Source organism: Variovorax sp. Varisp36, from assembly GCF_047304235.1.
Taxonomy (GTDB): Bacteria; Pseudomonadota; Gammaproteobacteria; order Burkholderiales; family Burkholderiaceae_C; genus Variovorax.
In genome coordinates this window covers 106,137-125,575 of record NZ_JBGLYU010000008.1, presented here as the reverse complement: position 1 = coordinate 125,575, position 19,439 = coordinate 106,137, and the positions used below count along the sequence as shown (strand labels likewise).

The 19,439-nt window shown below is 69.0% G+C and carries 20 protein-coding genes; 6 read left to right on the top strand and 14 right to left on the bottom strand.

What is annotated here, in order from left to right; genetic code table 11:
* The first annotated feature begins 90 nt into the window (after nt 1-90).
* The 3 genes from ACCD11_RS07615 to ACCD11_RS07605 are packed head-to-tail and all read left to right on the top strand — an operon-like array spanning nt 91 to nt 5,620.
* Nucleotides 91-1,218, top strand: coding sequence for a ligase-associated DNA damage response exonuclease (locus tag ACCD11_RS07615; protein ID WP_413313321.1), 1,128 nt, complete (start codon nt 91-93; stop codon nt 1,216-1,218).
* Complete coding sequence (locus tag ACCD11_RS07610) at nt 1,215-2,870, top strand: ATP-dependent DNA ligase (RefSeq protein ID WP_413313320.1); 1,656 nt, start codon at nt 1,215-1,217, stop codon at nt 2,868-2,870. The genes ACCD11_RS07615 and ACCD11_RS07610 overlap by 4 nt, the downstream gene beginning before the upstream one ends.
* Nucleotides 2,867-5,620 carry a ligase-associated DNA damage response DEXH box helicase gene (locus tag ACCD11_RS07605; RefSeq protein WP_413313319.1) on the top strand — a complete coding sequence of 918 codons (2,754 nt, stop codon included), beginning with the start codon at nt 2,867-2,869 and terminating at the stop codon, nt 5,618-5,620. The genes ACCD11_RS07610 and ACCD11_RS07605 overlap by 4 nt, the downstream gene beginning before the upstream one ends.
* Nucleotides 5,621-5,625: 5 nt before the next feature.
* Here the strand turns inward: ACCD11_RS07605 and trxC are convergent, their stop codons facing one another.
* Nucleotides 5,626-6,075 carry a thioredoxin TrxC gene (gene trxC / locus ACCD11_RS07600; RefSeq protein WP_413313317.1) on the bottom strand — a complete coding sequence of 150 codons (450 nt, stop codon included), beginning with the start codon at nt 6,073-6,075 and terminating at the stop codon, nt 5,626-5,628.
* Nucleotides 6,076-6,152: 77 nt separating this feature from the next.
* Between trxC and pdeM the strand changes: the two genes are divergently transcribed.
* Entirely contained in the window at nt 6,153-6,830 is a 678-nt protein-coding gene (pdeM, locus tag ACCD11_RS07595) for a ligase-associated DNA damage response endonuclease PdeM (RefSeq protein WP_413313315.1), read from the top strand.
* Nucleotides 6,831-6,875: 45 nt separating this feature from the next.
* Here pdeM and ACCD11_RS07590 read toward each other — a convergent pair whose 3' ends face one another.
* The 3 genes from ACCD11_RS07590 to ACCD11_RS07580 form a co-directional block, all read right to left on the bottom strand.
* Nucleotides 6,876-7,406 carry a TPM domain-containing protein gene (locus ACCD11_RS07590; protein WP_007830225.1) on the bottom strand — a complete coding sequence of 177 codons (531 nt, stop codon included), beginning with the start codon at nt 7,404-7,406 and terminating at the stop codon, nt 6,876-6,878.
* A gap of 5 nt (nt 7,407-7,411) precedes the next feature.
* Nucleotides 7,412-8,203, bottom strand: coding sequence for a TPM domain-containing protein (locus ACCD11_RS07585; protein ID WP_413313313.1), 792 nt, complete (start codon nt 8,201-8,203; stop codon nt 7,412-7,414).
* An 86-nt stretch (nt 8,204-8,289) separates the two neighbouring features.
* Complete coding sequence (locus tag ACCD11_RS07580; protein WP_007838488.1) at nt 8,290-8,889, bottom strand: LemA family protein; 600 nt, start codon at nt 8,887-8,889, stop codon at nt 8,290-8,292.
* Nucleotides 8,890-8,935: 46 nt separating this feature from the next.
* Here ACCD11_RS07580 and ACCD11_RS07575 point away from each other — a divergent pair, with 46 nt between their 5' ends.
* On the top strand, nt 8,936-9,712 hold the full coding sequence (locus ACCD11_RS07575; RefSeq protein WP_007838490.1) for a hypothetical protein: 777 nt from the start codon (nt 8,936-8,938) through the stop codon (nt 9,710-9,712).
* On the opposite strand, the gene ACCD11_RS07570 is transcribed toward ACCD11_RS07575, so the two are convergent.
* The 7 genes from ACCD11_RS07570 to ACCD11_RS07540 form a co-directional block, all read right to left on the bottom strand.
* Nucleotides 9,692-10,366 (bottom strand): cysteine hydrolase family protein, encoded by a 675-nt coding sequence (locus ACCD11_RS07570; protein WP_007838492.1) that lies wholly within the window; start codon nt 10,364-10,366, stop codon nt 9,692-9,694. The two genes, ACCD11_RS07575 and ACCD11_RS07570, sit on opposite strands and share 21 nt — an antisense overlap.
* Nucleotides 10,363-11,295: an ABC transporter permease gene (locus ACCD11_RS07565; protein ID WP_007838494.1), complete on the bottom strand. Its 933-nt coding sequence runs from the start codon at nt 11,293-11,295 to the stop codon at nt 10,363-10,365. The genes ACCD11_RS07570 and ACCD11_RS07565 overlap by 4 nt, the downstream gene beginning before the upstream one ends.
* A complete protein-coding gene (locus tag ACCD11_RS07560; protein ID WP_413313310.1) occupies nt 11,292-12,416 on the bottom strand; it encodes an ABC transporter permease in 1,125 nt (374 codons plus the stop codon). The genes ACCD11_RS07565 and ACCD11_RS07560 overlap by 4 nt, the downstream gene beginning before the upstream one ends.
* A complete protein-coding gene (locus ACCD11_RS07555) occupies nt 12,409-13,935 on the bottom strand; it encodes an ABC transporter ATP-binding protein (protein ID WP_413313308.1) in 1,527 nt (508 codons plus the stop codon). Before ACCD11_RS07555 ends, ACCD11_RS07560 begins: the two co-directional genes overlap by 8 nt.
* Before the next feature lie 23 nt (nt 13,936-13,958).
* Nucleotides 13,959-15,068, bottom strand: coding sequence for a BMP family ABC transporter substrate-binding protein (locus tag ACCD11_RS07550; RefSeq protein ID WP_413313306.1), 1,110 nt, complete (start codon nt 15,066-15,068; stop codon nt 13,959-13,961).
* A 68-nt stretch (nt 15,069-15,136) separates the two neighbouring features.
* Nucleotides 15,137-15,523 carry a VOC family protein gene (locus ACCD11_RS07545; protein ID WP_007838503.1) on the bottom strand — a complete coding sequence of 129 codons (387 nt, stop codon included), beginning with the start codon at nt 15,521-15,523 and terminating at the stop codon, nt 15,137-15,139.
* A gap of 4 nt (nt 15,524-15,527) precedes the next feature.
* The gene (locus ACCD11_RS07540; RefSeq protein ID WP_007838509.1) at nt 15,528-16,529 is read right to left on the bottom strand and encodes an isopenicillin N synthase family dioxygenase; all 1,002 of its coding nucleotides are present in this window, start codon (nt 16,527-16,529) and stop codon (nt 15,528-15,530) included.
* Between the two features lie 193 nt (nt 16,530-16,722).
* Between ACCD11_RS07540 and rutR the strand changes: the two genes are divergently transcribed.
* Nucleotides 16,723-17,427, top strand: a complete 705-nt coding sequence (gene rutR / locus ACCD11_RS07535) for an HTH-type transcriptional regulator RutR (protein WP_413313304.1) — start codon at nt 16,723-16,725, stop codon at nt 17,425-17,427.
* Nucleotides 17,428-17,468: 41 nt separating this feature from the next.
* Here rutR and rutF read toward each other — a convergent pair whose 3' ends face one another.
* From rutF to rutD, 3 genes are read right to left on the bottom strand one after another with little or no spacing between them, the layout of a single operon-like run.
* Entirely contained in the window at nt 17,469-18,017 is a 549-nt protein-coding gene (gene rutF, locus ACCD11_RS07530; RefSeq protein WP_413313302.1) for an NADH-dependent FMN reductase RutF, read from the bottom strand.
* 12 nt (nt 18,018-18,029) lie between these two features.
* Nucleotides 18,030-18,632, bottom strand: a complete 603-nt coding sequence (locus ACCD11_RS07525; protein WP_007837396.1) for a malonic semialdehyde reductase — start codon at nt 18,630-18,632, stop codon at nt 18,030-18,032.
* Nucleotides 18,629-19,435: a pyrimidine utilization protein D gene (gene rutD, locus ACCD11_RS07520; protein ID WP_413313300.1), complete on the bottom strand. Its 807-nt coding sequence runs from the start codon at nt 19,433-19,435 to the stop codon at nt 18,629-18,631. The genes ACCD11_RS07525 and rutD overlap by 4 nt, the downstream gene beginning before the upstream one ends.
* Between the last annotated feature and the right edge of the window lie 4 nt (nt 19,436-19,439).

Below are 19,439 nucleotides of genomic sequence, written 5' to 3'. Positions count from 1 at the left end.
CCGCTGCACGCCGGGTAGGCGCCGGCCCACAGCGCTTTGCGCCCGCCGTGGCGCGGCGGGAAACCGTCGCTGCGCCTACGATGGCGTGCCATGCCCGCACAGCAGGAAGCAGACCTCCTCGTCGTCGCCCGGCCCGAGGGCCTCTATTGCCCACCCGGCGATTTCTACATCGACCCGTGGCGGCCGGTGGCGCGCGCCGTCATCACGCATGCGCATTCGGACCATGCGCGCGCCGGACACGCACGCTACCTGGCCCACACCGACAGCGCCGGCACGCTGCGTGCGCGCCTTGGCAGCGGCATCGACCTGCAGACGCTGGCCTACGGCGAGGCCATCGAGCACCGTGGCGTACGCGTCTCGCTGCATCCGGCCGGCCATGTGCTGGGCTCGGCGCAGGTGCGGCTCGAACATGGCGCTCGCGTGTGGGTGGCCTCGGGCGACTACAAGACCGAGCCTGACGGCACCTGCCCGCCCTTCGAGCCCGTGCCTTGCGACACCTTCATCACCGAGTCGACCTTCGGCCTGCCGATCTACCGCTGGCCCACGCAGGCCGTGCTGTTCGCGGAGATCGACGCGTGGTGGCGCGCCAATGCGCAGGCCGGGCGCGCGTCGGTGCTGTTCTGCTATGCCTTCGGCAAGGCACAGCGCATCCTGCATGGCGTGGATGCGAGCATCGGGCCGATCGTCGTGCACGGGGCGGTGGAACCACTCAATGCGGTGTACCGGGCGGCGGGCGTCTCTTTGCCGCCCACCTTGCGTGCGGACGATGAGGGTGTCGACGCCGCGTTGCTGAAGCGTTCGCTGGTGCTCGCTCCCCCATCGGCGCAGGGCTCGCCATGGATGCGCCGCTTCGGCAACTACGCCGATGCGTTCGCCAGCGGGTGGATGCAGCTGCGCGGCACGCGCCGCCGAAGAGGCGTGGACCGCGGCTTCGTGATGTCCGACCATGCCGACTGGCCCGGCCTGCAGCAGGCGATTGCCGGCACCGGCGCAGAGCGCGTGTTCGTCACGCACGGCAGCGTGCAGGTGATGGTGCGGTGGCTCACGGAGAACGGCCTCGATGCGCAGGGCTTCAAGACCGAGTACGGCGACGAAGACGATCAGGAAACTCCCTCCCCTTCCGGGGGTGGGCCGGGGAGGGGGCTTGCGTCGCTCGATGGAGACGCCGCGAGCCCCCATCCCAACCTTCCCCCAAAGGGGAAAGGAGAAATACCGTGAGAGCGTTTGCCGCGCTCTACCGCGAGCTCGATGCGAGCACGTCTAGCCTCGCCAAGCAGGTCGCGCTGCAGCGCTACCTGCGCGAGGCCGACGCGGCCGATGCCGCATGGGCGGTGTACTTCCTGGCCGGCGGCAAGCCACGCCAGCTCGTGCCCACCAAGCTGCTGCGCCTGCTCGCACAGGAGGCGGCGGGCCTGCCCGAGTGGCTGTTCGACGAAAGCTACGACGCCGTGGGCGATCTCGCCGAGACCATCGCGCTGCTGTTGCCGCCGCCGAGCGAGGTGCACGACCTCGGTCTCGCGGGTTGGGTCGAGCAGCATCTGCTGCCATTGCGCGAAGCCGCGAAGACGGCACCCGGGCAGCTCGCCGACCGGCTGCGCGCGCAGTGGCGACAGCTCGCGGTCGAAGAGCGGCTGGTGTACTTCAAGCTCATCACCGGTGCATTTCGCGTGGGCGTGTCGAGGCTGCAGGTGACGCAGGCACTCGCCGCGGTGGGCGGCATCGATGCCAGGCGTGTCGCGCAGCGGCTCATGGGCTACACGCACATCGGGGCACGGCCCCGGGGCGACGACTACCGCACGCTCATCGCGCCCGAGTCGAGCGCCGAGCAGGTGCAGAAGACCAGCGGCCAGCCGTACCCCTTCTTCCTCGCGCATCCGTTCAACATTCCGCTCGAGCAGTTCGATGCCGTGCTGGGGTCGCCGTCCGGCTGGATCGTCGAGTGGAAGTGGGACGGCATTCGCGCGCAGCTCGTGAAGCGCGCAGGCGCCGTCTGGGTGTGGTCGCGCGGCGAAGAGCTGGTGACGGAGCGCTTCCCCGAGCTTGCCGTGCTGGGCGAGGCCTTGCCTGACGGCACGGTGCTCGACGGCGAAGTCGCCGTGTGGCGTGAAGGCAAGGTACAGCCCTTCGCCGAGCTGCAGAAGCGCATCGGCCGCAAGACGCTCGGCGCCAAGTTGCTGCGCGACATTCCCGTGGTGCTGCTGGCCTATGACCTCCTCGAATGGGAAGGACGCGACCTGCGTGCGCTGCCGCAGTCGGAGCGCCGCGTGTTGCTCGACGAGCTGATCACGCGGATGCAGCACTCTTCGCTGCTGCCGAGCCCGATGCTCACCGGCACCGGCTGGCCCGATCTCGCAAGGCAGCGCGAGGCCGCGCGCACCATGGGCGTCGAAGGCATGATGCTCAAGCGCCGCGATGCGCAGTACGGCGTGGGCCGCACCAAAGACGTCGGCGTGTGGTGGAAGTGGAAGATCGACCCGCTCAGCGTCGACGCGGTGCTGATCTACGCACAGCGCGGCCACGGCCGGCGCGCAAGCCTCTTCAGTGACTACACCTTTGCCGTGTGGGATGCTCCGCCCGAGCAAGCCGACCGCAAGCTCGTGCCTTTCGCCAAGGCCTACTCGGGCCTTACCGACGCCGAGATGGCGCGCGTGGACGCGATCATCCGCAAGACCACGGTGGAGAGCTTCGGGCCGGTGAAGAGCGTGAAGCCGACGCTGGTGTTCGAGCTGGGCTTCGAGGGCATCGCGCGCAGCACGCGGCACAAGAGCGGCATTGCGGTGCGCTTTCCGCGCATGCTGCGCTGGCGGGAGGACAAGCCCGTGGAGGAGGCGGACACCTTGCAGACGCTCGCTGCGTTGCTTCCCTCATGACCGACCCAATGGATCCCGAATTTCTCCCTCCCCCTTTGGGGGAGGGCAGGGGTGGGGGCAAGCGGCGTATCCGGAGCCAGCGGCCTGTCGTCGAAGGCCGCTTGCCCCCATCCCGGCCTTCCCCCGGCAGGGGAAGGAGCAAATCCAAGTCCGTGAAGCCTGCGCTCGACGCGTGGTTCGCCGCACGCGGGTGGAAGCCTTTCAAGTTCCAGCGCGAGGTGTGGAAAGCCATCGGCGAAGGCAGGTCCGGCCTGCTTCACGCGACCACCGGCGCGGGCAAGACCTACGCCGTGTGGCTCGGTGCGTTGCAGGCTTTCTCTCAAGCGCGCAAGGAAACGGCACACCCCGCCGCCCCTCCGCTCACTGTGCTGTGGCTCACCCCGATGCGCGCGCTTGCGGCCGACACGCTGCGTGCCCTGCAGCAGCCCCTCGAAGCCCTCGGCGCCGATGTGCATCCGTGGAGCACCGGCGTGCGCAGCGGCGACACCTCGTCGGCCGAACGCAGCGCGCAGAACCAGCGCCTGCCCAGCGTGCTCGTCACCACGCCTGAAAGCCTGTCGCTGCTGCTCTCGCGCGCCGATGCAAGCGAAGTGCTCGGCCATGTGCGGATGACCGTCGTCGACGAATGGCACGAGCTGCTCGGCAACAAGCGCGGCGTGCAGGTGCAGCTCGCGCTGGCACGGCTCAAGCGCTGGAATCCCGGCCTCGCGATCTGGGGCATGTCGGCCACGCTGGGTAACCTGCACGAGGCGATGCATTCGCTGCTGGGCCATGCGGACGGCGTGCTCGTGCAGGGCCAGGTGCCGAAGAAGCTCGTCATCGATTCGCTGCTGCCCGGCACCGCCGAGCGCTTTCCCTGGGGCGGCCACCTCGGGCTCACGATGCTGCCCCAGGTGATCGCGGAGATTGCCGCGAGCAAGACCGCGCTGGTCTTCACCAACACGCGCTCGCAGTCGGAGATCTGGTACCAGGCCATGCTGGAGGCCAAGCCCGAGTGGGCCGGCCTCATTGCGCTGCACCACGGCTCGCTCGACCGCGAGGTGCGCGAATGGGTCGAGCTGGGCCTCAAGAGCGGCGAGCTGAAGGCCGTGGTCTGCACCTCGAGCCTGGACCTGGGCGTGGACTTCCTGCCGGTCGAGCGCGTGCTGCAGATCGGCTCGCCCAAGGGCGTGGCGCGGCTGCTGCAGCGCGCCGGCCGTTCGGGCCATGCGCCGGGGCGGCCGTCGCGCATCACGCTCGTGCCCACGCACAGCGTCGAGATGGTCGAAGGCTCGGCCGCGCGCGCGGCCATCGCGGCGGGGCATATCGAGGCGCGCCATTCGCCCGACCAGCCGCTCGACGTGCTGGTGCAGCACCTGGTGACGGTGGCGCTGGGCGGTGGCTTCATGCCCGATGACCTGTACGACGAGGTGCGAGGCACGGCCGCGTACCAAGGCCTCTCGCGCGAGAGCTGGCAGTGGTGCCTCGACTTCGTCTCGCAAGGTGGCCCCTCGCTCGCGGCCTACCCGGACTACCGGCGCGCCGTGCCCGATGCCGAGGGCGTGTGGCGCGTGCCCGACGCGCGGCTCGCGCGCCGGCATCGCACGAACATCGGCACCATCGTGAGCGATGCGAGCATGTCGGTGCAGTACCTCGGCGGCTCGAAGATCGGCAGCGTCGAAGAGAGTTTCGTCGCGCGCATGAAGCCCGGCGACTGCTTCCTGTTCGGCGGCCGGCTGCTCGAGCTCGTGCGCATCCACGACATGACCGCCTGGGTGCGGCGCGCGAGCGGCAAGCGGCCCGCGGTGCCGCGCTGGAACGGCGGGCGCATGCCGCTGTCGAACACGCTGGCCGATGCGGTGGTGCAGCAGCTGGCGCTGGCCGGCGAGGGGCGCTACGACTCGCCCGAGCTGCAGTGCGTGCGGCCGCTGCTCGAGATACAGCAGCAGTGGTCGGCGCTGCCGACGCCGCAGACGCTGCTGGCAGAAACGCTGGACACGCGCGAAGGCTCGCACCTGTTCCTCTATCCGTTCGCGGGCCGGCATGTGCACCTCGGGCTGGCAAGCCTGCTGGCCTGGCGTGTCGCGCAGCACGAGGCGCGCACCTTTTCCATCGCGGTCAACGACTACGGCTTCGAGCTGCTGAGCGCGACCGGGGTCGATTGGGCCGTGCTGCTGCCGCAGGTGCTGAGGCCGCCGGAAGGCGAAGCGCCCGCGGTGCTGCTGCACGAGGTGCTGGCTTCGCTCAACGCGGGCGAACTCGCGCAGCGGCGCTTCCGCGAGATCGCGCGCGTATCGGGGTTGATCTTTCAGGGCTACCCGGGCGAGAAGCGCAGCAGCAAGCAGCTGCAGGCCTCGTCCTCGCTGTTCTGGGAGGTGTTCCGCAAGTACGACCCCGGCAACAGGCTGCTGCAGCAGGCCGAGCAGGAGCTGCTCGCGCAGGAGCTCGAGATCGGCCGCCTGCGCGCCAGCCTCGCGCGCATGGCCACGCAGCAGCTCGTGCTGAAGCCGCTCGCGCGGCCGACGCCGTTTTCGTTTCCGCTGATGGTCGAGCTGTTCCGCGAGAAGCTGTCGAACGAGAACGTGGCGGACCGCATCGCCCGCATGGTCGAGCAGCTCGAGAAGGCCGCGGGCGGCGTGGTCACGGCCGGCGGCGTCGAGCGCGTGAAGGGCACGCTGTCCTTCGGCCAGGAGGGGCCGGGCAAGCCGCCTAAGCCCGTGGGGCAGCGGCGCGACCGGCGCAGGCCGTCACGCCCGTTGCCGCCGCTGTGAGCCGGTCAGCCCGCGCCGTGCGCCTTCACCCACCGCACGATGTCCGCCGCGCCCATTGCGCCGGCCTGCCGCGCCACCTCGCGGCCGCCGCGGAACAGCACCAGCGTCGGGATGCTTCGGATATTGAAGCGCGCACCCAGGGCAGGCACGGCCTCGGTGTCGACCTTGGCGAGCCGCACCCGTGGTTCCAGCTGGGCCGCGGCCTGTTCGTAGCCCGGCGCCATCTGGCGGCAGGGGCCGCACCAGGGCGCCCAGAAGTCGACCAGCACCGGGATCTCGTTGCGCGCGATGTGGCGGTCGAAGGTGGCTTCGTCCGGCAGCGCGGTGGAATGGCCGGCGAACAGCGGGCGGTGGCAGCTGCCGCAGTCGGGCGCGCTGTCCAGCTGCGCCGCGCGCACGCGGTTGGTCGTGTGGCAGTGCGGACAGACGATGTGCAGCGGGGGCGATTCGGTCATGTGCAGGAACTGGGGACGGCCAGGGCCGATTGCAAGGCGGCCGCGCGAACCTGCGTCTTTTGCGACACTTCCAGCCCGTGAGCCATTCCGATTCTTTCCCATCGCCGTTCCCGCTCCGCTGGGCGGGCGAGCTGCTGCAGCTCTTGCCCGAGCGGGCGCTGTGGTGGCCCGATGCGCGCGTGCTGTTCGTGGCCGACCTGCACCTGGGCAAGGCCGCGGCCTACCGCGCGCTCGGCCAGCCGGTGCCGGGCGGCACGACGCAGGAAAACCTTGCGCGGCTCGATGCGTTGATGGCCCGGCTGGCCCCGCACCGCATCGTATTCCTCGGCGACTTCCTGCATGCGGCGCAGGCGCGCACGGTGCTCGCCGCGGTGGAGGCCTGGAGGGCGCGCCATGCCGGCATCGCGATGACGCTGGTGCGCGGCAACCACGACGGCCGTGCGGGCGATCCGCCGGATGCGCTCGGCATCGACGTGGTCGACGAGCCCTTTCTGCTCGGGCCGTTCGCCTGCTGCCACCATCCGCAGACGCATGCCACGCACTTCGTGCTCGCGGGGCACCTGCACCCCGTTTGCAGGCTCCACGGCCCGGGGCGCGACAGCGTGCGGCTGCCGTGTTTCGTGAGCGATGCGCAGCAGGCGGTGCTGCCGGCTTTCGGCGAGTTCACGGGCGGGTGGCTGATGGAGCAGGCGCCGGGGCGGCGCTTTCATGCAGTGGGTGGCGACGCGGTGTGGGCGCTGCCCGAGCAGGAATGATTTGGGCTCCTTCCCCCAGCGGGGGAGGGAGAAAGAAAGAGAAAGTCAGAGCACCACCGGCTCGTCCGGCAGTTCGTTCACGTCGATTTCGTTCTCGCCCAGCGGAAAGTGCTGCACCAGCAGGGCCGAGATTTCTTCCAGCGCCTGCGTGAGCCCGTCCTCGAAGCGGCCCTCGCGGAAGGCCGCGCCCATGCGCTGCGCCATCGCGGCCCATTCGGCATCATCGACGCGCGCGTTGATGCCGCGGTCCGCCACGATCTCGATCGCGTGCTCGGCCAGCAGCAGGTAGATCAGCACGCCGTTGTTGTGCGCGGTGTCCCACACGCGCAGCTTGCCGAACAGCGTGACGGCGCGCTCGCGCGGCGGTGCATGGCGCCACAGGTACGACATCGGCAGGCCGGCCTCGACGCAGATGCGGATCTCGCCGCTGTGGCGCCGCTCGCTCGCGGCGACGCGGCCTGCGAGGCGCTCCAGCGCGGCTGCGGGCAGCGCGCGGCGAACCTCGGACTCGTCGATCCAGCGGTGGCGCCAGATGCGGCCGAGCTTCGAGAAGAAGGTTGCGTCGGTTGCCGTCATCGTGTTCACCAGTCCCCCGACGCACCGCCGCCGCCCATCCGCCCGGCACCTGCGACCAGCGAGACGATGAGCGCGACAAGCGCCGCGATCACCGCGATGGCGATGCTGGTGGTGATGAAGAACACGACCACGCCGACGCCGCCCCCCACGACCACCGTGCCCAGCTTCTTGCCGAGGATGGCGCGCGCGATCGGCGCGCCGATGAAGACGCCGACGAACAGGAAGATCGCGAGGTTCTCCCAGTCGAAGCCACCGCCGCCTCCGCCGCCGTGGCTGCCCGTGTCGCGCGAGGGCTCGGGCAGCGGCTCGCCGTCGACCAGCCCGATGAGCCGGTCCACCGCCGCGTTCAGCCCGCCCGCGAAGTCGTTGCCGCGAAAGCGCGGCTTCATCTCCTCGTCGATGATGCGCACGGCCGCAAGGTCGGGCACCGCGCCTTCGAGCGCCTTGGCGGTGGCGATGCGCATCTTGCGGTCGTCCTTGGCCACGACCACCAGCAGGCCGTCGCCGACGTCCTTGCGGCCGATCTTCCAGGCGTCGCCCACGCGCTGTGTGTAGCTGGCGATGTCCTCGGGCGCGGTGGTCGGCACCATCAGCACCACGATCTGCGAGCCCTTGCGCTGCTCGAAGGCCGCGAGCTTGGTGTCGAGGCCGTTGCGCTGCGCGGCATCGAGCGTGCCGGTCTGGTCAATCACGCGCGCGGTGAGTGCGGGCACCGGCAGCAGGCCTTGCGCGAATGCGCCGCCCATCGTCAGCAGCATGAGTGCCGCCAGGAGGCGCGCGCCCCATTCCAGAAACACCGCGGAACCGGCTTTGCCGGGCCGCCGGCGTTGCCCCCGGCGAGGGGGGAGGCGCAGTGACACGAAGTGCACGAAGACTGGGGGAGTTACTTTTTCGGCGTGCTGAAGTCGACCGTCGGCGGCGTGGAAATCTGCGCCTCGTTCTGCACCGAGAAGTTCGGCTTCGGCGCGTAGCTGAAGATCTTGGCCGTGATGTTGGTCGGGAAGCTGCGTGCGAGCACGTTGTACTCCTGCACGCTCTCGATGTAGCGGTTGCGCGCCACGGTGATGCGGTTCTCGGTGCCTTCGAGCGTCACGCGCAGGTCGCGGAAGGCCTGGTTGGCCTTGAGCTCGGGGTAGCGTTCCGCCACCACCATCAGCCGCGACAGCGCCGACGAGAGCTCGCCCTGCGCCTGCTGGAACTTGTTGAAGGCCTCGGGGTTGTTGAGCGTCTCGGGCGAGACCTGGATCGAGGTGGCCTTGGCGCGCGCCTCGATCACCTTGGTGAGCGTGTCCTGTTCGAAGCTGGCCTCGCCCTTCACGGTGGCCACGATGTTGGGCACGAGGTCGGCGCGCCGCTGGTACTGGTTGAGGACCTCGCTCCAGGCCGACTTGCTGGCCTCGTCGAGGGACTGGAACTGGTTGTAGCCGCAGCCGCTCAGGGACACGACAGCCGCAAGGATCAATAGCCAGCGCTTCATCATCATTTGCATTACCTCCGCAGAAGATGCGGAAGGTAGCATAGGTGGCTCGATGTCCCTCGATCCCCTCCACGCCCTGCAGGCCGCCAACCGTGCGGTATTGCCCGTTGCTTCCGACGCCTTCGGCACCCTGCTGGTCGCCGGTGCGACTGGCGCATTGGGGGCGGAACTGCTGCGCCGGCTCGCGGGCAGCCACCGCCATGCCCACACGCGCGTGCTGGCGCGCGAGCCGATCCGCGACGGGCTGCGCGGCGTCGAGACCTGCCTGAGCCCGGCCGAGCCGATCGCGCAATGGCCGCTCACCTCCGCCCACACGGCCATCGTCGCCTTCGACCCGCCGCGGCTGTACCACGACCGCGAACGCGCGCTGTGGGTGCCCGAGCCCTCGGACCTGCCCGCGCTGGCGCGCTGGCTGCGCGCCAGCGGCGTGCAGACGCTGGCCATCGTGCAGCCGCACGACCAGGGCCGGCTGCCCGAGGCGCTCAAGCGCGGACTCGCGAGCCTCGACGAGCAGGCGGTGGTGGCCTGCGGCTTCGAGCGCGTGATCCTCCTGCGCTCGGCGCGCAAGCCGGCGAACGCGAAGTTCGCCAATCCCCTCGAGCGGCTGGCCGCATGGATGCTGTCCGTCGTGCGCTTCATGGTGCCGAGCAGCGAGCAGCCGGTGCGCGCGTCGAAGGTGGCGGAGCTGGTCGACGTGGCGCTGCGCATCGCGCCGCCGGGCGTGCACGTGGCCGCGCCCGAGATGGTGTGGCAGGCCGCGCAGGGCGACATGCTGGCGGTGGCCGAGCGCTGGCTCAGTCCTGCCGCTTCAGCCGCGCCATTGGCGTAGCAGCTGGGCCGAATCGACCACCAGCCCGAGGTGCAGCGACACCATCGCCAGCGCCGCGCCTTCCAGATGCGGGTCGGTGCCGCGCACGAGGTCGCGCAGCACGATCACGCGGTAGTTGTGGTTGTTGGCGTCGAAGGCCGTGTTGAGCACGCAGCAGTCGGTGAAGCCGCCGTTGAGCACCACCGTCTCGATGCGCTGGTTGCGCAGCAGAAAGTCGAGGTCGGTCGGGTAGAACGCCGACAGCCGGCGCTTGCTGTCCACGCGCATGTCGCCGGGCTCGACGCGCGTGACCCACTCGGTCCACTTCGAGCCTTCGATGGCGTGCGCATCGGCGTTCGGAATCTCGCCCACGTGCAGCGGAAAGGTGCGCCGCCACGCTGACGGAATGCCGCGGATGTCGTCCACGCCATCGGGGCGCAGCACCGACTTGATGTGCACGATGCGCACGCCCAGCGCGCGCACCTCGTCATGAAAGCTGTCGATGGGCGCCACCACGTCGCGCGCCCGGGGCGCGGGGCAGGGGCAGTCGGGGCTGTCGTCGAGGTGGCCGCGGTGCATGTCGATGGAGACGACTGCCGTGGTCGCGGGGTTCAGGTAGTCGGCGAACTGCGCCGCGTCGAGTTCGCGCTCCTCGTTGTAGACCCAGGCCTTCATCGCCGTTCTTCTCTCACATAGGGTTGACCCAGCGCACCGGGCTCTTCATCGGCGCCGCGCCGCGAGAGAGCGACCCACACCATCACGCCGAGCGTCACCGCATACGGCGTCATCATCACGAAGTACTGCGGCAGTTGCACGCCGGCCGCGGCCAGCTGCGGAATCAGCGCTTCGATGCAGCCGAACAGCACGGCGCCCGCCAGCGCCTTCCACGGCGACCAGCGCGCGAAAATCACCAGGCCCACCGCGATCCAGCCGCGCCCACCCGTCATGCCCGCGATCCACAGCTTGGTGCTGACCACCGAGATGTACGCGCCCGCCAGCCCCACGAGGGCCGAGCCTGCGAGCACGGCAGCGAAGCGCCATGCCGTCACGCGAATGCCGGCCGCGTCCGCCGCCTGCGGGTTCTCGCCCACGGCGCGCAGCCGCAGGCCGGTGGTGGTGCGTGCGAAGAACCACGCCACCGCGCCGAAGATCGGCAGCGTGAGCCACACCATCGCGTTCTGCTCGAAGAGCTTGCCCACACCCGGCAGCATCGACAGCGGCCACAGGCCCATCGCGCCGATGCCTTCGGTCGCGTGGTTGGTCCAGTCGGCCATCGAGCCCACCAACGCCGTGAGCCCCTGGCAGAAGAACACCAGCGCGAGCCCGGCAATCACCTGGTTCACGCGCAACCAGATCACCATCACCGCGAACAGCACCGACACCATGCCGGCCGCCAGCATCGCGAGCACCAGCGACACCGCCGGCTGCCCGATGGCGATCTGCGCGCCGATGCCGGCCAGCGCGCCGACCAGCATCAGCCCTTCGGCGCCGAGCGAGAGCACGCCCGCGCGCTCGCTGATGATCAGGCCCAGTGCGGCCAGCGCATACGGCACGGCGAAGTCCGGCGTGCTCGCGAGCCAGTTGAGAACGATGCTGACGCTCATGCTGCGGCCTCCCCGCCCACCCGGCGCAGCCGGTGGCGAATGAAGAAGTCGCTCGACGCCACGCACACCACGATGACCGCCTGGATCAGCTGCACCATGGAGAACGGCACCTGGTAGAACACCTGCAGGCTGCGGCCGGTGACGAACAGCGCCGCCACCAGCAGCGCCACCACCGTGGCCGCAAGCGGGTTGTTGCGCGCGAGGAAGGCAATGAGGATGCCCGAGAAGCCATAGCCCTGGTAGAAGGCCTGCGTGAGCCGGCCCTCTTGCCCCGCGACCACCGCGAAGCCCGCGAGCCCGGCCATCGCGCCCGACAGCAGCACCGCGCCATAAATAGTGCGCCGCACCGGTACGCCGTTGGCATGCGCCACGCGCGGGTTGGCATCGACGAAGCGCAGATACAGCCCCACGCGGCTCACGCTCGCCAGCCACCACGCCAGCAGCGCGACCACGCCCGCGAGCAGGATCGAGCTGCCCACGCCGGCGCCCAGCTCGGGCAGCCGCTCGAAGGCGCGGAACTGCGGCGAGTAGGGGAAGTTGTCCTTCGGGTCCTTCCAGCTGCCATAGACCAGATGCAGCAGGAAGTTGGCCGCCATGTAGTTGAGCATCAGCGTCGAGATGATCTCGTTCACGCCGAGCTTCAGCTTGAGCCACGAAGGCCCCAGCACCCACAGCAGGCCGCAGCCGATGGCAGCCGCGAACATCAGCGGCAGGCGCAGGTTTTCGGGGCCGATCTGCCACATCGAGATGGTGGTCGCGCCGATGGCGCCCCAGATCATCTGGCCTTCGAGCCCCAGGTTCCAGAAGCGCGCGCGGAAGGCGACGCAGCCCGCGAGGCCGACGAGGATCATCGGCGCGGCCTGGAACAGCACGGCGCGGAAGTTCTGGCCGTCGAAGAAGGTCTGCATGACGAACTCGTTCGCGAGTTCGTCGGCTGGTACGCCCGCCGCCACGAGGATCGCGGCGGAGATGGCGAAGCCCACGAGCAGGGCGGCCGCGAGGATCAGCGCCTGCCAGCGCCAGGCCATGTGCTGGCGGATTTCGAGCGCGTAGCGGCGGCCGGCGAGCGGCGGGGTCTTGGGAGGATGTGCCATGTCGGCTGCCAACGCTGCTTCAGCCATGGTCCACCATCGCCTGTCCGATGGCTTGCCGGTCGGCGGGCTGCGCGAATTCGCCGGCGATGCGACCGCGCGCCATCACGCCCACGCGGTCGGCCAGCTGCAGCACCTCGTCGAGGTCCTCGCTGATGAGCAGCACCGCCGCGCCGCTGTCGCGCGCGGCGCGAAGCCGCGCATGCACCTCGGCGCTGGCGCGCACGTCGAGCCCGCGGCTCGGGCTGTGCGCGAGCACCAGCGTGGGCGACTTGCCGAACTCGCGCGCCAGCACGAGCTTCTGCGCATTGCCGCCCGACAGCAGCGCGGCCTTCTGCGCGACCGAGCGCACACCCTGCACGTCGAAGGCGCGCACGGCTTCCTGCGTGTCGCTCTGGATGCGGTTGCGGCGCAGGCGCCACACGGGGCCGTAGCGGCCGGTGTGCACGCGGCCGATGGCGTAGTTCTCGGCCACCGAGAGGCCGCCCGCGAGCGCGAGCCCGTAGCGGTCGGCCGGAATGGCGGCAATGCCGATGCCGCGGCGCGCGGATGCGGCCATGGTCTTCAGGTCGCCATGGCCTTCGAGCCGGATCTCGCCTTCGGTGGCTTCGCCCGGCAGGCCCATGATCGCGCCCGCCAGCTCGCCCTGTCCGTTGCCGCCGACACCGGCGAGGCCGTAGATTTCACCGGCGTGCAGTTCGAGATCCACGCCGTCGAGCACGCGCCGGCCTTCGGGCGAGGCCGGCGTGCGCAGTCCGCGCACGGACAAGCGCACCGGGCCACGCGATATGGTCGAGGCCTGGAAGCCTTGCATTGCAATCGACTCACCCACCGTGAGCTTCACCAGCTCGGCAACAGAGGCTTCGTTGGGCCGCAGCGTGGCCACCGTGCGCCCGCCGCGCATCACCGTCACGCGGTCGGCATACGTCTTCACGTCGGCCATCTTGTGCGTGACCAGCACCACGGCCGCCCCGGCGCGCGCCAGCCCTCGTACCGTTTGCAGCAGGCGCGAGGCCTCCTGGTCGGTCAGCACGGCCGTGGGCTCGTCGAGGATCAGGATGCGTGCGCCCGCGAGCAGCACCTTGAGGATCTCGACGCGCTGCTGTTCGGCAATCGAAAGCGCATCGATGCGCTTCGACGGATCGATGTCGAAGCCCAGCTCCGAGGCCTTGTTGCGGATGTCGCGCTCGATCTCGCGAAGCCGCTCGCCATGGCTTTGAAACTCGGCCGGCGGCGGTGCCGTGAGCAGGATGTTCTGCGCCACCGTGAAAGGCCGCACCAGCTTGAAATGCTGGTGAACCATGCCGATACGGTGCTTCGCAGCGTCGCGCGGACCGGCGAAGCGCACCGCGTTGTCGTCCACCAGCAGTTGCCCGGCCTCGGGCGCATAGAGCCCGGCCGCGATGTTCATCAGCGAAGACTTGCCCGCGCCGTTCTCGCCCAGCAGTGCATGCACCTCGCCCCAGCGCGCGGCAAAGTGAGCGTCGGTCAGTGCCGCGAAGCCGTCGAAGGACTTGCGGATGCCGGTGAGTTCGAGCGCATTGGGCATGAGGTTCCGGAGGCCTTGCTTGCTTACTTCTGCGTGACCACGCCCTTGACGAACCAGTCCATCTTCCACAGGTCCGCATCGGACAGCACCGCGCCCTTGGCCACGCGCTCCTTGCCGTCGCGGTCGGCGAGCGGGCCGGCGTAGACCTGCTTGCCCTTCATGATCGCGTCGCGCTCGGCGGTGATGAGCGTGGCCTTGTCCTTGGGCACCGCGGGGCCAAACCCCGCAATGTCGGTGCCGCCGTCCTTCATCTCGATGAAGGCTCCGTATGGCGAAGGCTTCCATCCACCCGCCATCACCTTCTTCAGTTCGGGTGTCAGGAAGCGGTCCCACACCCACACCGACGAGCACAGCGTGGCCTTGGGCGCGAACTGGCGCAGGTCGCGGTGGTGGCCGGTGCCGTACACGCCGCGTTCCTGCGCGACGATCTGCGGCGTGGGGCTGTCGACGTGCTGGCCGATCACGTCGGCGCCCTGGTCGATCAGCGCGGCGGCGGCGGCGCGCTCCTTCACCGGGTCGTTCCAGGCGCCGGTGTAGATCACGTTGACCGTGGCGTTCGGGTTCATCTTCTGCGCGCCGAGAGCGAAGGCGTTGATGGTCCAGTTCACCACGCCGAAGGGATTGGCCGCGACGAAGCCGAGCTTGCCGGTCTTCGACGCCGCGCCGGCCGCCATGCCGCAGAGATACTGGCTCTCGTAGGTGCGGCCGTAGAAGGATTCGAGGTTGCTGCCGTTGGTGGTGCCCGAGCCGTTGAGGAAGGCCACGTCGGGGTACTTGGCTGCCAGGTCCTTGAAGCTGTCGGAGTAGCCGAAGGCCGTGCCGATCACGATGTTGGCGCCGCGCTGGATGAACTTCTCGGCCGCGGGCTTGATGGCCGAGGCGTCTTCCGGCACGTTCTCGACGAACTGGATCTTCTGGCCGATTTCCTTCTCGACCTTCGCTCGGGCTTCGTCGAAGGCCTGCGTCCAGCCGCCGTCGTTCTTCGGGCCGAAGTAGAGCATCGCGATCTTCGGCTTGTCCTTCAGCGTGAAGCCATCGGCGGCCGCGGCGGGCAGCGTGGTGAAGAACGCGCCGCCGGCCGCGATGGTCATCGCGAGGCCCAGGCCGGGAGTGAGGGTGCGCAGCTGCTGCATGGAACTACCTTTGGTGAGGGGCTTTGAAGAAAGGGAGGGACGAGAAAATCGAAAACGGGCAGTGCGCGTCACATCATGAAGTTGATGCGGAACACATTGCCCTCGGGGTCCAGCAGCACCGACTGGTACCAGTTGTAGTAGGTGACGTACGGCGGCTTGACGAGCGTGGCACCCGCTTCGAGCGCAACGGGCACCATGCGGTCGACGTCGGCTTGGCTGTCGACGTCGATGTTCAGCAGGAACTTGATGCCGCGCGTGTCGGAGAACTCGGCGAGGTGCAGCAGTTCGTAGGCATCGAGCGCGTTGAAGCCCAGGCTCGACTTGCCGGTGTCCAGCCCGCGGAAGATCGGCGAGCGGATCGCCTCGATCTCGGCGAAGCCGAACACGCGCTGGTAGAAGCCGCTGAGTGCGACCACGTCCTTCGCGAAGACGTTGACGTAAGACAGGTGGGCCATGCGTTCAGGCCGTCACTTTGGTGCCGCCGAAGGTCGTCTGCTTGACGAACTTCGATGTGAGGTGGTCGCCCGAGGAGATGGGCGCGTACTTCGCCTCTTCGCCCGGCGCGAGGCAGCTCGGCAGGCACTCGACCATCGCGTCGTAGTTGGGCTGATGGAAGAACACCAGCGACTGCCGGCGATTGGTGCTCGCCACCTCGAACGGTGGATTGATCACGCGGTGCAGCGTGGACACCCATTGGTCGTTGGTCCACTGCATCATGAGGTCGGCGATGTTGACCACCAGGCCGCCTTCGACCTGCGGCACGTCGACCCACTGGCCGGCTTTGTTGAAAACCTGCAGGCCCTTGTCGTCGGGCAGCACGATGGTGAGGCTGCCGTAGTCGCTGTGCGCGCCCGCACGCAGCTGGCCGGGCAGCGGCTGTTCGCGCTGGGGCGGATAGCTCAGCACGCGGAACATGCTGATGTGCCTGTCGATCTTGTCGTCGAAGAAGGTCTCGGGCAGCGACAGGCCGAGCGCGAAGACGCGCATCAGCGAGCGCGAAAGATCGCTCATCGCCTCGAAGTAGCCTTCATAGGCTTCGCGGAAACCTTCGATGGGCGGCCAGCTGTTGGGCTCGAAGTGCGGTCCGGCGGCGGGACCGCGGTGGTAGTCGTCGTTCGGCACGTTCGACGGGCCGATGGAGAACGATTCCTTCAGGTCGCCCGGCGCCGCTTCTTCGAGGCTGTACGAAAGGCCTTCCTCGCCCACTGCGCTGTAGCCGCGCACCGCGTCTTCGCGCGGGCGATCGACCTTGCGCTTCTCGCCCAGCGGCATGTCGAAGAACCTGCGCGAGAGCGACGACACGCGCGAGATCAGCTCGGGCGAAATGCCGTGGTTGGTGATGACCAGGAAGCCGATGCTGCGGCAGGCCGCATCGACCTTCTTCGCGACCTCGGCCTTGCCTTCGGCAGTGCCGGCGAAGTAGGGCGCGAGATCGATGATGGGGACGGACAGCAGGGTCATGGCAGGTTCCTCATGCTTGGCATGCCTTTCGCCATGCAACGTCTGTGCCAGTTGGACCAAATGGACAAAACGCATCCGTCGCGTCAGCATGGTGCGCAACCTTGCGCCGCGAAGGCAACTTCGGCGCAAGGCGATGCACCGTGGCCTTACAGTGGTGCGCCGTCTGCCGATTCATGAACAAGAGCGAGGGAAGATGCCGAAGACCAAAGCGCTGGCCGCAAGCGCCAGCAAAGAGAGCCCGGTGCGCAAGCGCGCCAAGCCCGCGGTGCGCAGCGCGTCCGCGGTGAACCGCCGGCTGCGCCAGATCGAGGACAAGCGCAGTGCGATCCTTGGCGCGGCGCTGGGGTTGTTCTCGCGCTTCGGCCTGCACGGCACGTCGATCGACCAGGTGGCGGCGCGCGCCGATGTGTCGAAGAGCAACCTGCTCTATTACTTCGCGAACAAGGAAGAGCTTTACGTCAATGTGCTGCGCGACCTGCTGGCGCTGTGGCTCGAACCGCTGCGCGGCTTCAGCGCCGAGCAGGACCCGGGCGAGGCCATCGGCGGCTACATCCGCCGCAAGCTGGTGGTGTCGCGCGACCGGCCCGATGCGTCGCGGTTGTTCTGCCTTGAAATGATCCAGGGCGCGCCGCTGCTGCGCGATGAACTCGACCGTGAGCTGCGCACGCTGGTGGAGAAAAAATCGGAAGTGATTCGCGCATGGATCGAGGCCGGCAAGCTGGCGCCGGTCGACCCGCATCACCTGATTTTCGCGCTGTGGGCGGTGACGCAGCACTACGCGGACTTCGGCGTGCAGGTGCAGGCGCTGACGGGCCACACGCTGGACGATGCGGCGTTCTTCGAGCAGACCGTGGAGAGCGTTCAGCGCATCGTGCTGCAAGGCGTTGCGCCCCGCTGAATCTTGCTCCCTCTCCCCGAGGGGAAAGGGGGCAAGAGGGATCAGTGCTGCGGCGGCGCAGCGATCTCGTGATAGCTCCTGTCGAAGTAGATCAGCCCCTGCGCCGCGCCACCGATGGCAATCGCCACCGCTTCGCAGAACAGCACGTCATGCGTGCCCGCGCTCGTTGAATGCACCACGCGGCAGTCGAAGGACACGGCCGCGTCGTCGAGCATCGGCGAACCCGTGGTCTTGTGGCTCCAGTTGCCGGCGGCGAAGCGTTCGTCCATCGGCGTCTTGCCGCCGAACAGCGCGGAGAGCGACTGGTGCCCCGCGGCCAGCACGTTCACGCACAGCACGCCGTTGGCCTTGAACGCCGGATACACCGAGGCCGAGCGGTTCAGGCACACCAGCAGCGTCGGCGGTTCGTCGGTCACGCTGCACACGGCCGAGGCCGTGAAGCCGGCGCGGCCTGCGGGGCCGTCGGTGGTGATGATGTTCACCGCGGCGCCCAGGCGCGCCATTGCATTGCGGTAGTCGGCCTTCGGCAGGCCCGTAGGCAGGCCGGGTGGGTTCGATGCTGCAGGGTGGGAGGCCATGGCGTTCAGCATGTCGTGACTCTTTCAGGCCAGCACACAGGCCTCGTCGAAGGGCAGCCGCGGCAGGCGGCCGAACACCTTCGACGCATCGCCGTGGCCCAGGTTGATGAGGAAGTTGGTGGTCCAGTCGGTGCCCTCGAAGAAGGCGGCATCGACCTTCGCCTTGTCGAAGCCCGACATCGGCCCGGCGTCGAGGCCGACCGCGCGCGCAGCGAGCAGCAGGTAGCCCGCCTGCAGGCTGGCATTGCGGAAGGCGGTCTCGTGCGCGGCCTCGGGGCTGCCGGTGAACCAGCTGCGCGCGTCGGCATGCGGGAACAGCGTGGGCAGCTTGTCGTAGAACCTGCGGTCCCATGCGGCGATGACCGTGACGGGTGCGGCCATTGTCTTGTCGAGGTTGCCCTTGGAGAGCGCCGGTGCGAGGCGCTGTTTGCCTTCAGGCGTGCGCACGAACACGAAGCGGGCAGGCGAGCAGTTGGCAGAGGTCGGGCCGAGGCTTGCGAGCGCGTAGATCTGCTGCAGTTGTGCATCGGTGACCGGTTCGCCGGTCCAGCCGTTGTGGCTGCGCGCGCCGGTGAAAAGCAGCGACAGCGCGGCGTCGTCGAGAGTGGTGGAAAGCGTTTGGGTCATGCGGGAATGGCGGGTGCGCTGACCCGGGAAAGAAAGTCGAGCAGGCTGCGGTTGAAGGCTTCGGCCTCGGTCACGCTGTGAGCATGGCCGCCGTGCGGCATGAAGTCGAGCGTGACGTCGCGCAGGCCATCGGCCAGGCGCTGCGAGCAGGTCCAGGGCACGAGCGCGTCGTCCTTGGCTGCGGCGACCAATGCAGGGGCGGCGATGTCGGCGAGGCGCGCGTCGATGTCGAAGGCCCGCAGCGCGGCGACGCGCGCGCGCATGTTGGCTTCGCCGGGGAAATGCGCGAAGGCGTGGTCGACTTCGTCGGCGACGCGCTGCGCGTGTTCGGCGCACCAGGCAGCCGGGTACAGGAAGATCGGTTGTGCTTCCACGTATGCGCGCGGGCCGCAGGCGCCGAGCAGAGCGAGCCGCGCGTCGAAGCAGCGCGCCGAATGCGGATTGGGCCGGGACCATGCATTGATGAGCACGAGACTCGCGATGCGCGAGGGCGCATCCAGCGCGAGCTGCAGGCCCACCAGGCCGCCGAGCGCGTGGCCCGCGAAGTGGCATTGCGAAGTCTTCGTGGCATCGAGGATGTCGAGCACGTCCTGCGCCATGTGTTCGATGGCATACGCATCGGGCAGCGCAGCGGGGCTGCGGCCCGTACCGCGCTGGTCGTATGCGATGACGCGGTGCCCGGCGGCGACCAGTGCGCCGAGCTGCGGCTGCCAGAAGCCCGCCGAGCCACCGAGGCCGGACGACAGCAGCACGGTGGCCGCCGCATCGGCCGGCCCATGCACTTCGTAGTGCAGCGACGGCATGAGT

Bases quoted from the DNA above. Each gene is read 5' to 3' on its own strand.
- ACCD11_RS07615 (WP_413313321.1), top strand. From the start codon at position 91: ATGCCCGCACAGCAGGAAGCAGACCTCCTCGTCGTCGCCCGGCCCGAG.
- ACCD11_RS07605 (WP_413313319.1), top strand. From the start codon at position 2,867: ATGACCGACCCAATGGATCCCGAATTTCTCCCTCCCCCTTTGGGGGAG.
- trxC (WP_413313317.1), bottom strand. From the start codon at position 6,075: ATGACCGAATCGCCCCCGCTGCACATCGTCTGTCCGCACTGCCACACG.
- ACCD11_RS07590 (WP_007830225.1), bottom strand. From the start codon at position 7,406: ATGACGGCAACCGACGCAACCTTCTTCTCGAAGCTCGGCCGCATCTGG.
- ACCD11_RS07580 (WP_007838488.1), bottom strand. From the start codon at position 8,889: ATGATGATGAAGCGCTGGCTATTGATCCTTGCGGCTGTCGTGTCCCTG.
- ACCD11_RS07575 (WP_007838490.1), top strand. From the start codon at position 8,936: ATGTCCCTCGATCCCCTCCACGCCCTGCAGGCCGCCAACCGTGCGGTA.
- ACCD11_RS07570 (WP_007838492.1), bottom strand. From the start codon at position 10,366: ATGAAGGCCTGGGTCTACAACGAGGAGCGCGAACTCGACGCGGCGCAG.
- ACCD11_RS07565 (WP_007838494.1), bottom strand. From the start codon at position 11,295: ATGAGCGTCAGCATCGTTCTCAACTGGCTCGCGAGCACGCCGGACTTC.
- ACCD11_RS07560 (WP_413313310.1), bottom strand. From the start codon at position 12,416: ATGGCTGAAGCAGCGTTGGCAGCCGACATGGCACATCCTCCCAAGACC.
- ACCD11_RS07555 (WP_413313308.1), bottom strand. From the start codon at position 13,935: ATGCCCAATGCGCTCGAACTCACCGGCATCCGCAAGTCCTTCGACGGC.
- ACCD11_RS07550 (WP_413313306.1), bottom strand. From the start codon at position 15,068: ATGCAGCAGCTGCGCACCCTCACTCCCGGCCTGGGCCTCGCGATGACC.
- ACCD11_RS07545 (WP_007838503.1), bottom strand. From the start codon at position 15,523: ATGGCCCACCTGTCTTACGTCAACGTCTTCGCGAAGGACGTGGTCGCA.
- ACCD11_RS07540 (WP_007838509.1), bottom strand. From the start codon at position 16,529: ATGACCCTGCTGTCCGTCCCCATCATCGATCTCGCGCCCTACTTCGCC.
- rutR (WP_413313304.1), top strand. From the start codon at position 16,723: ATGCCGAAGACCAAAGCGCTGGCCGCAAGCGCCAGCAAAGAGAGCCCG.
- rutF (WP_413313302.1), bottom strand. From the start codon at position 18,017: ATGCTGAACGCCATGGCCTCCCACCCTGCAGCATCGAACCCACCCGGC.
- ACCD11_RS07525 (WP_007837396.1), bottom strand. From the start codon at position 18,632: ATGACCCAAACGCTTTCCACCACTCTCGACGACGCCGCGCTGTCGCTG.
- rutD (WP_413313300.1), bottom strand. From the start codon at position 19,435: ATGCCGTCGCTGCACTACGAAGTGCATGGGCCGGCCGATGCGGCGGCC.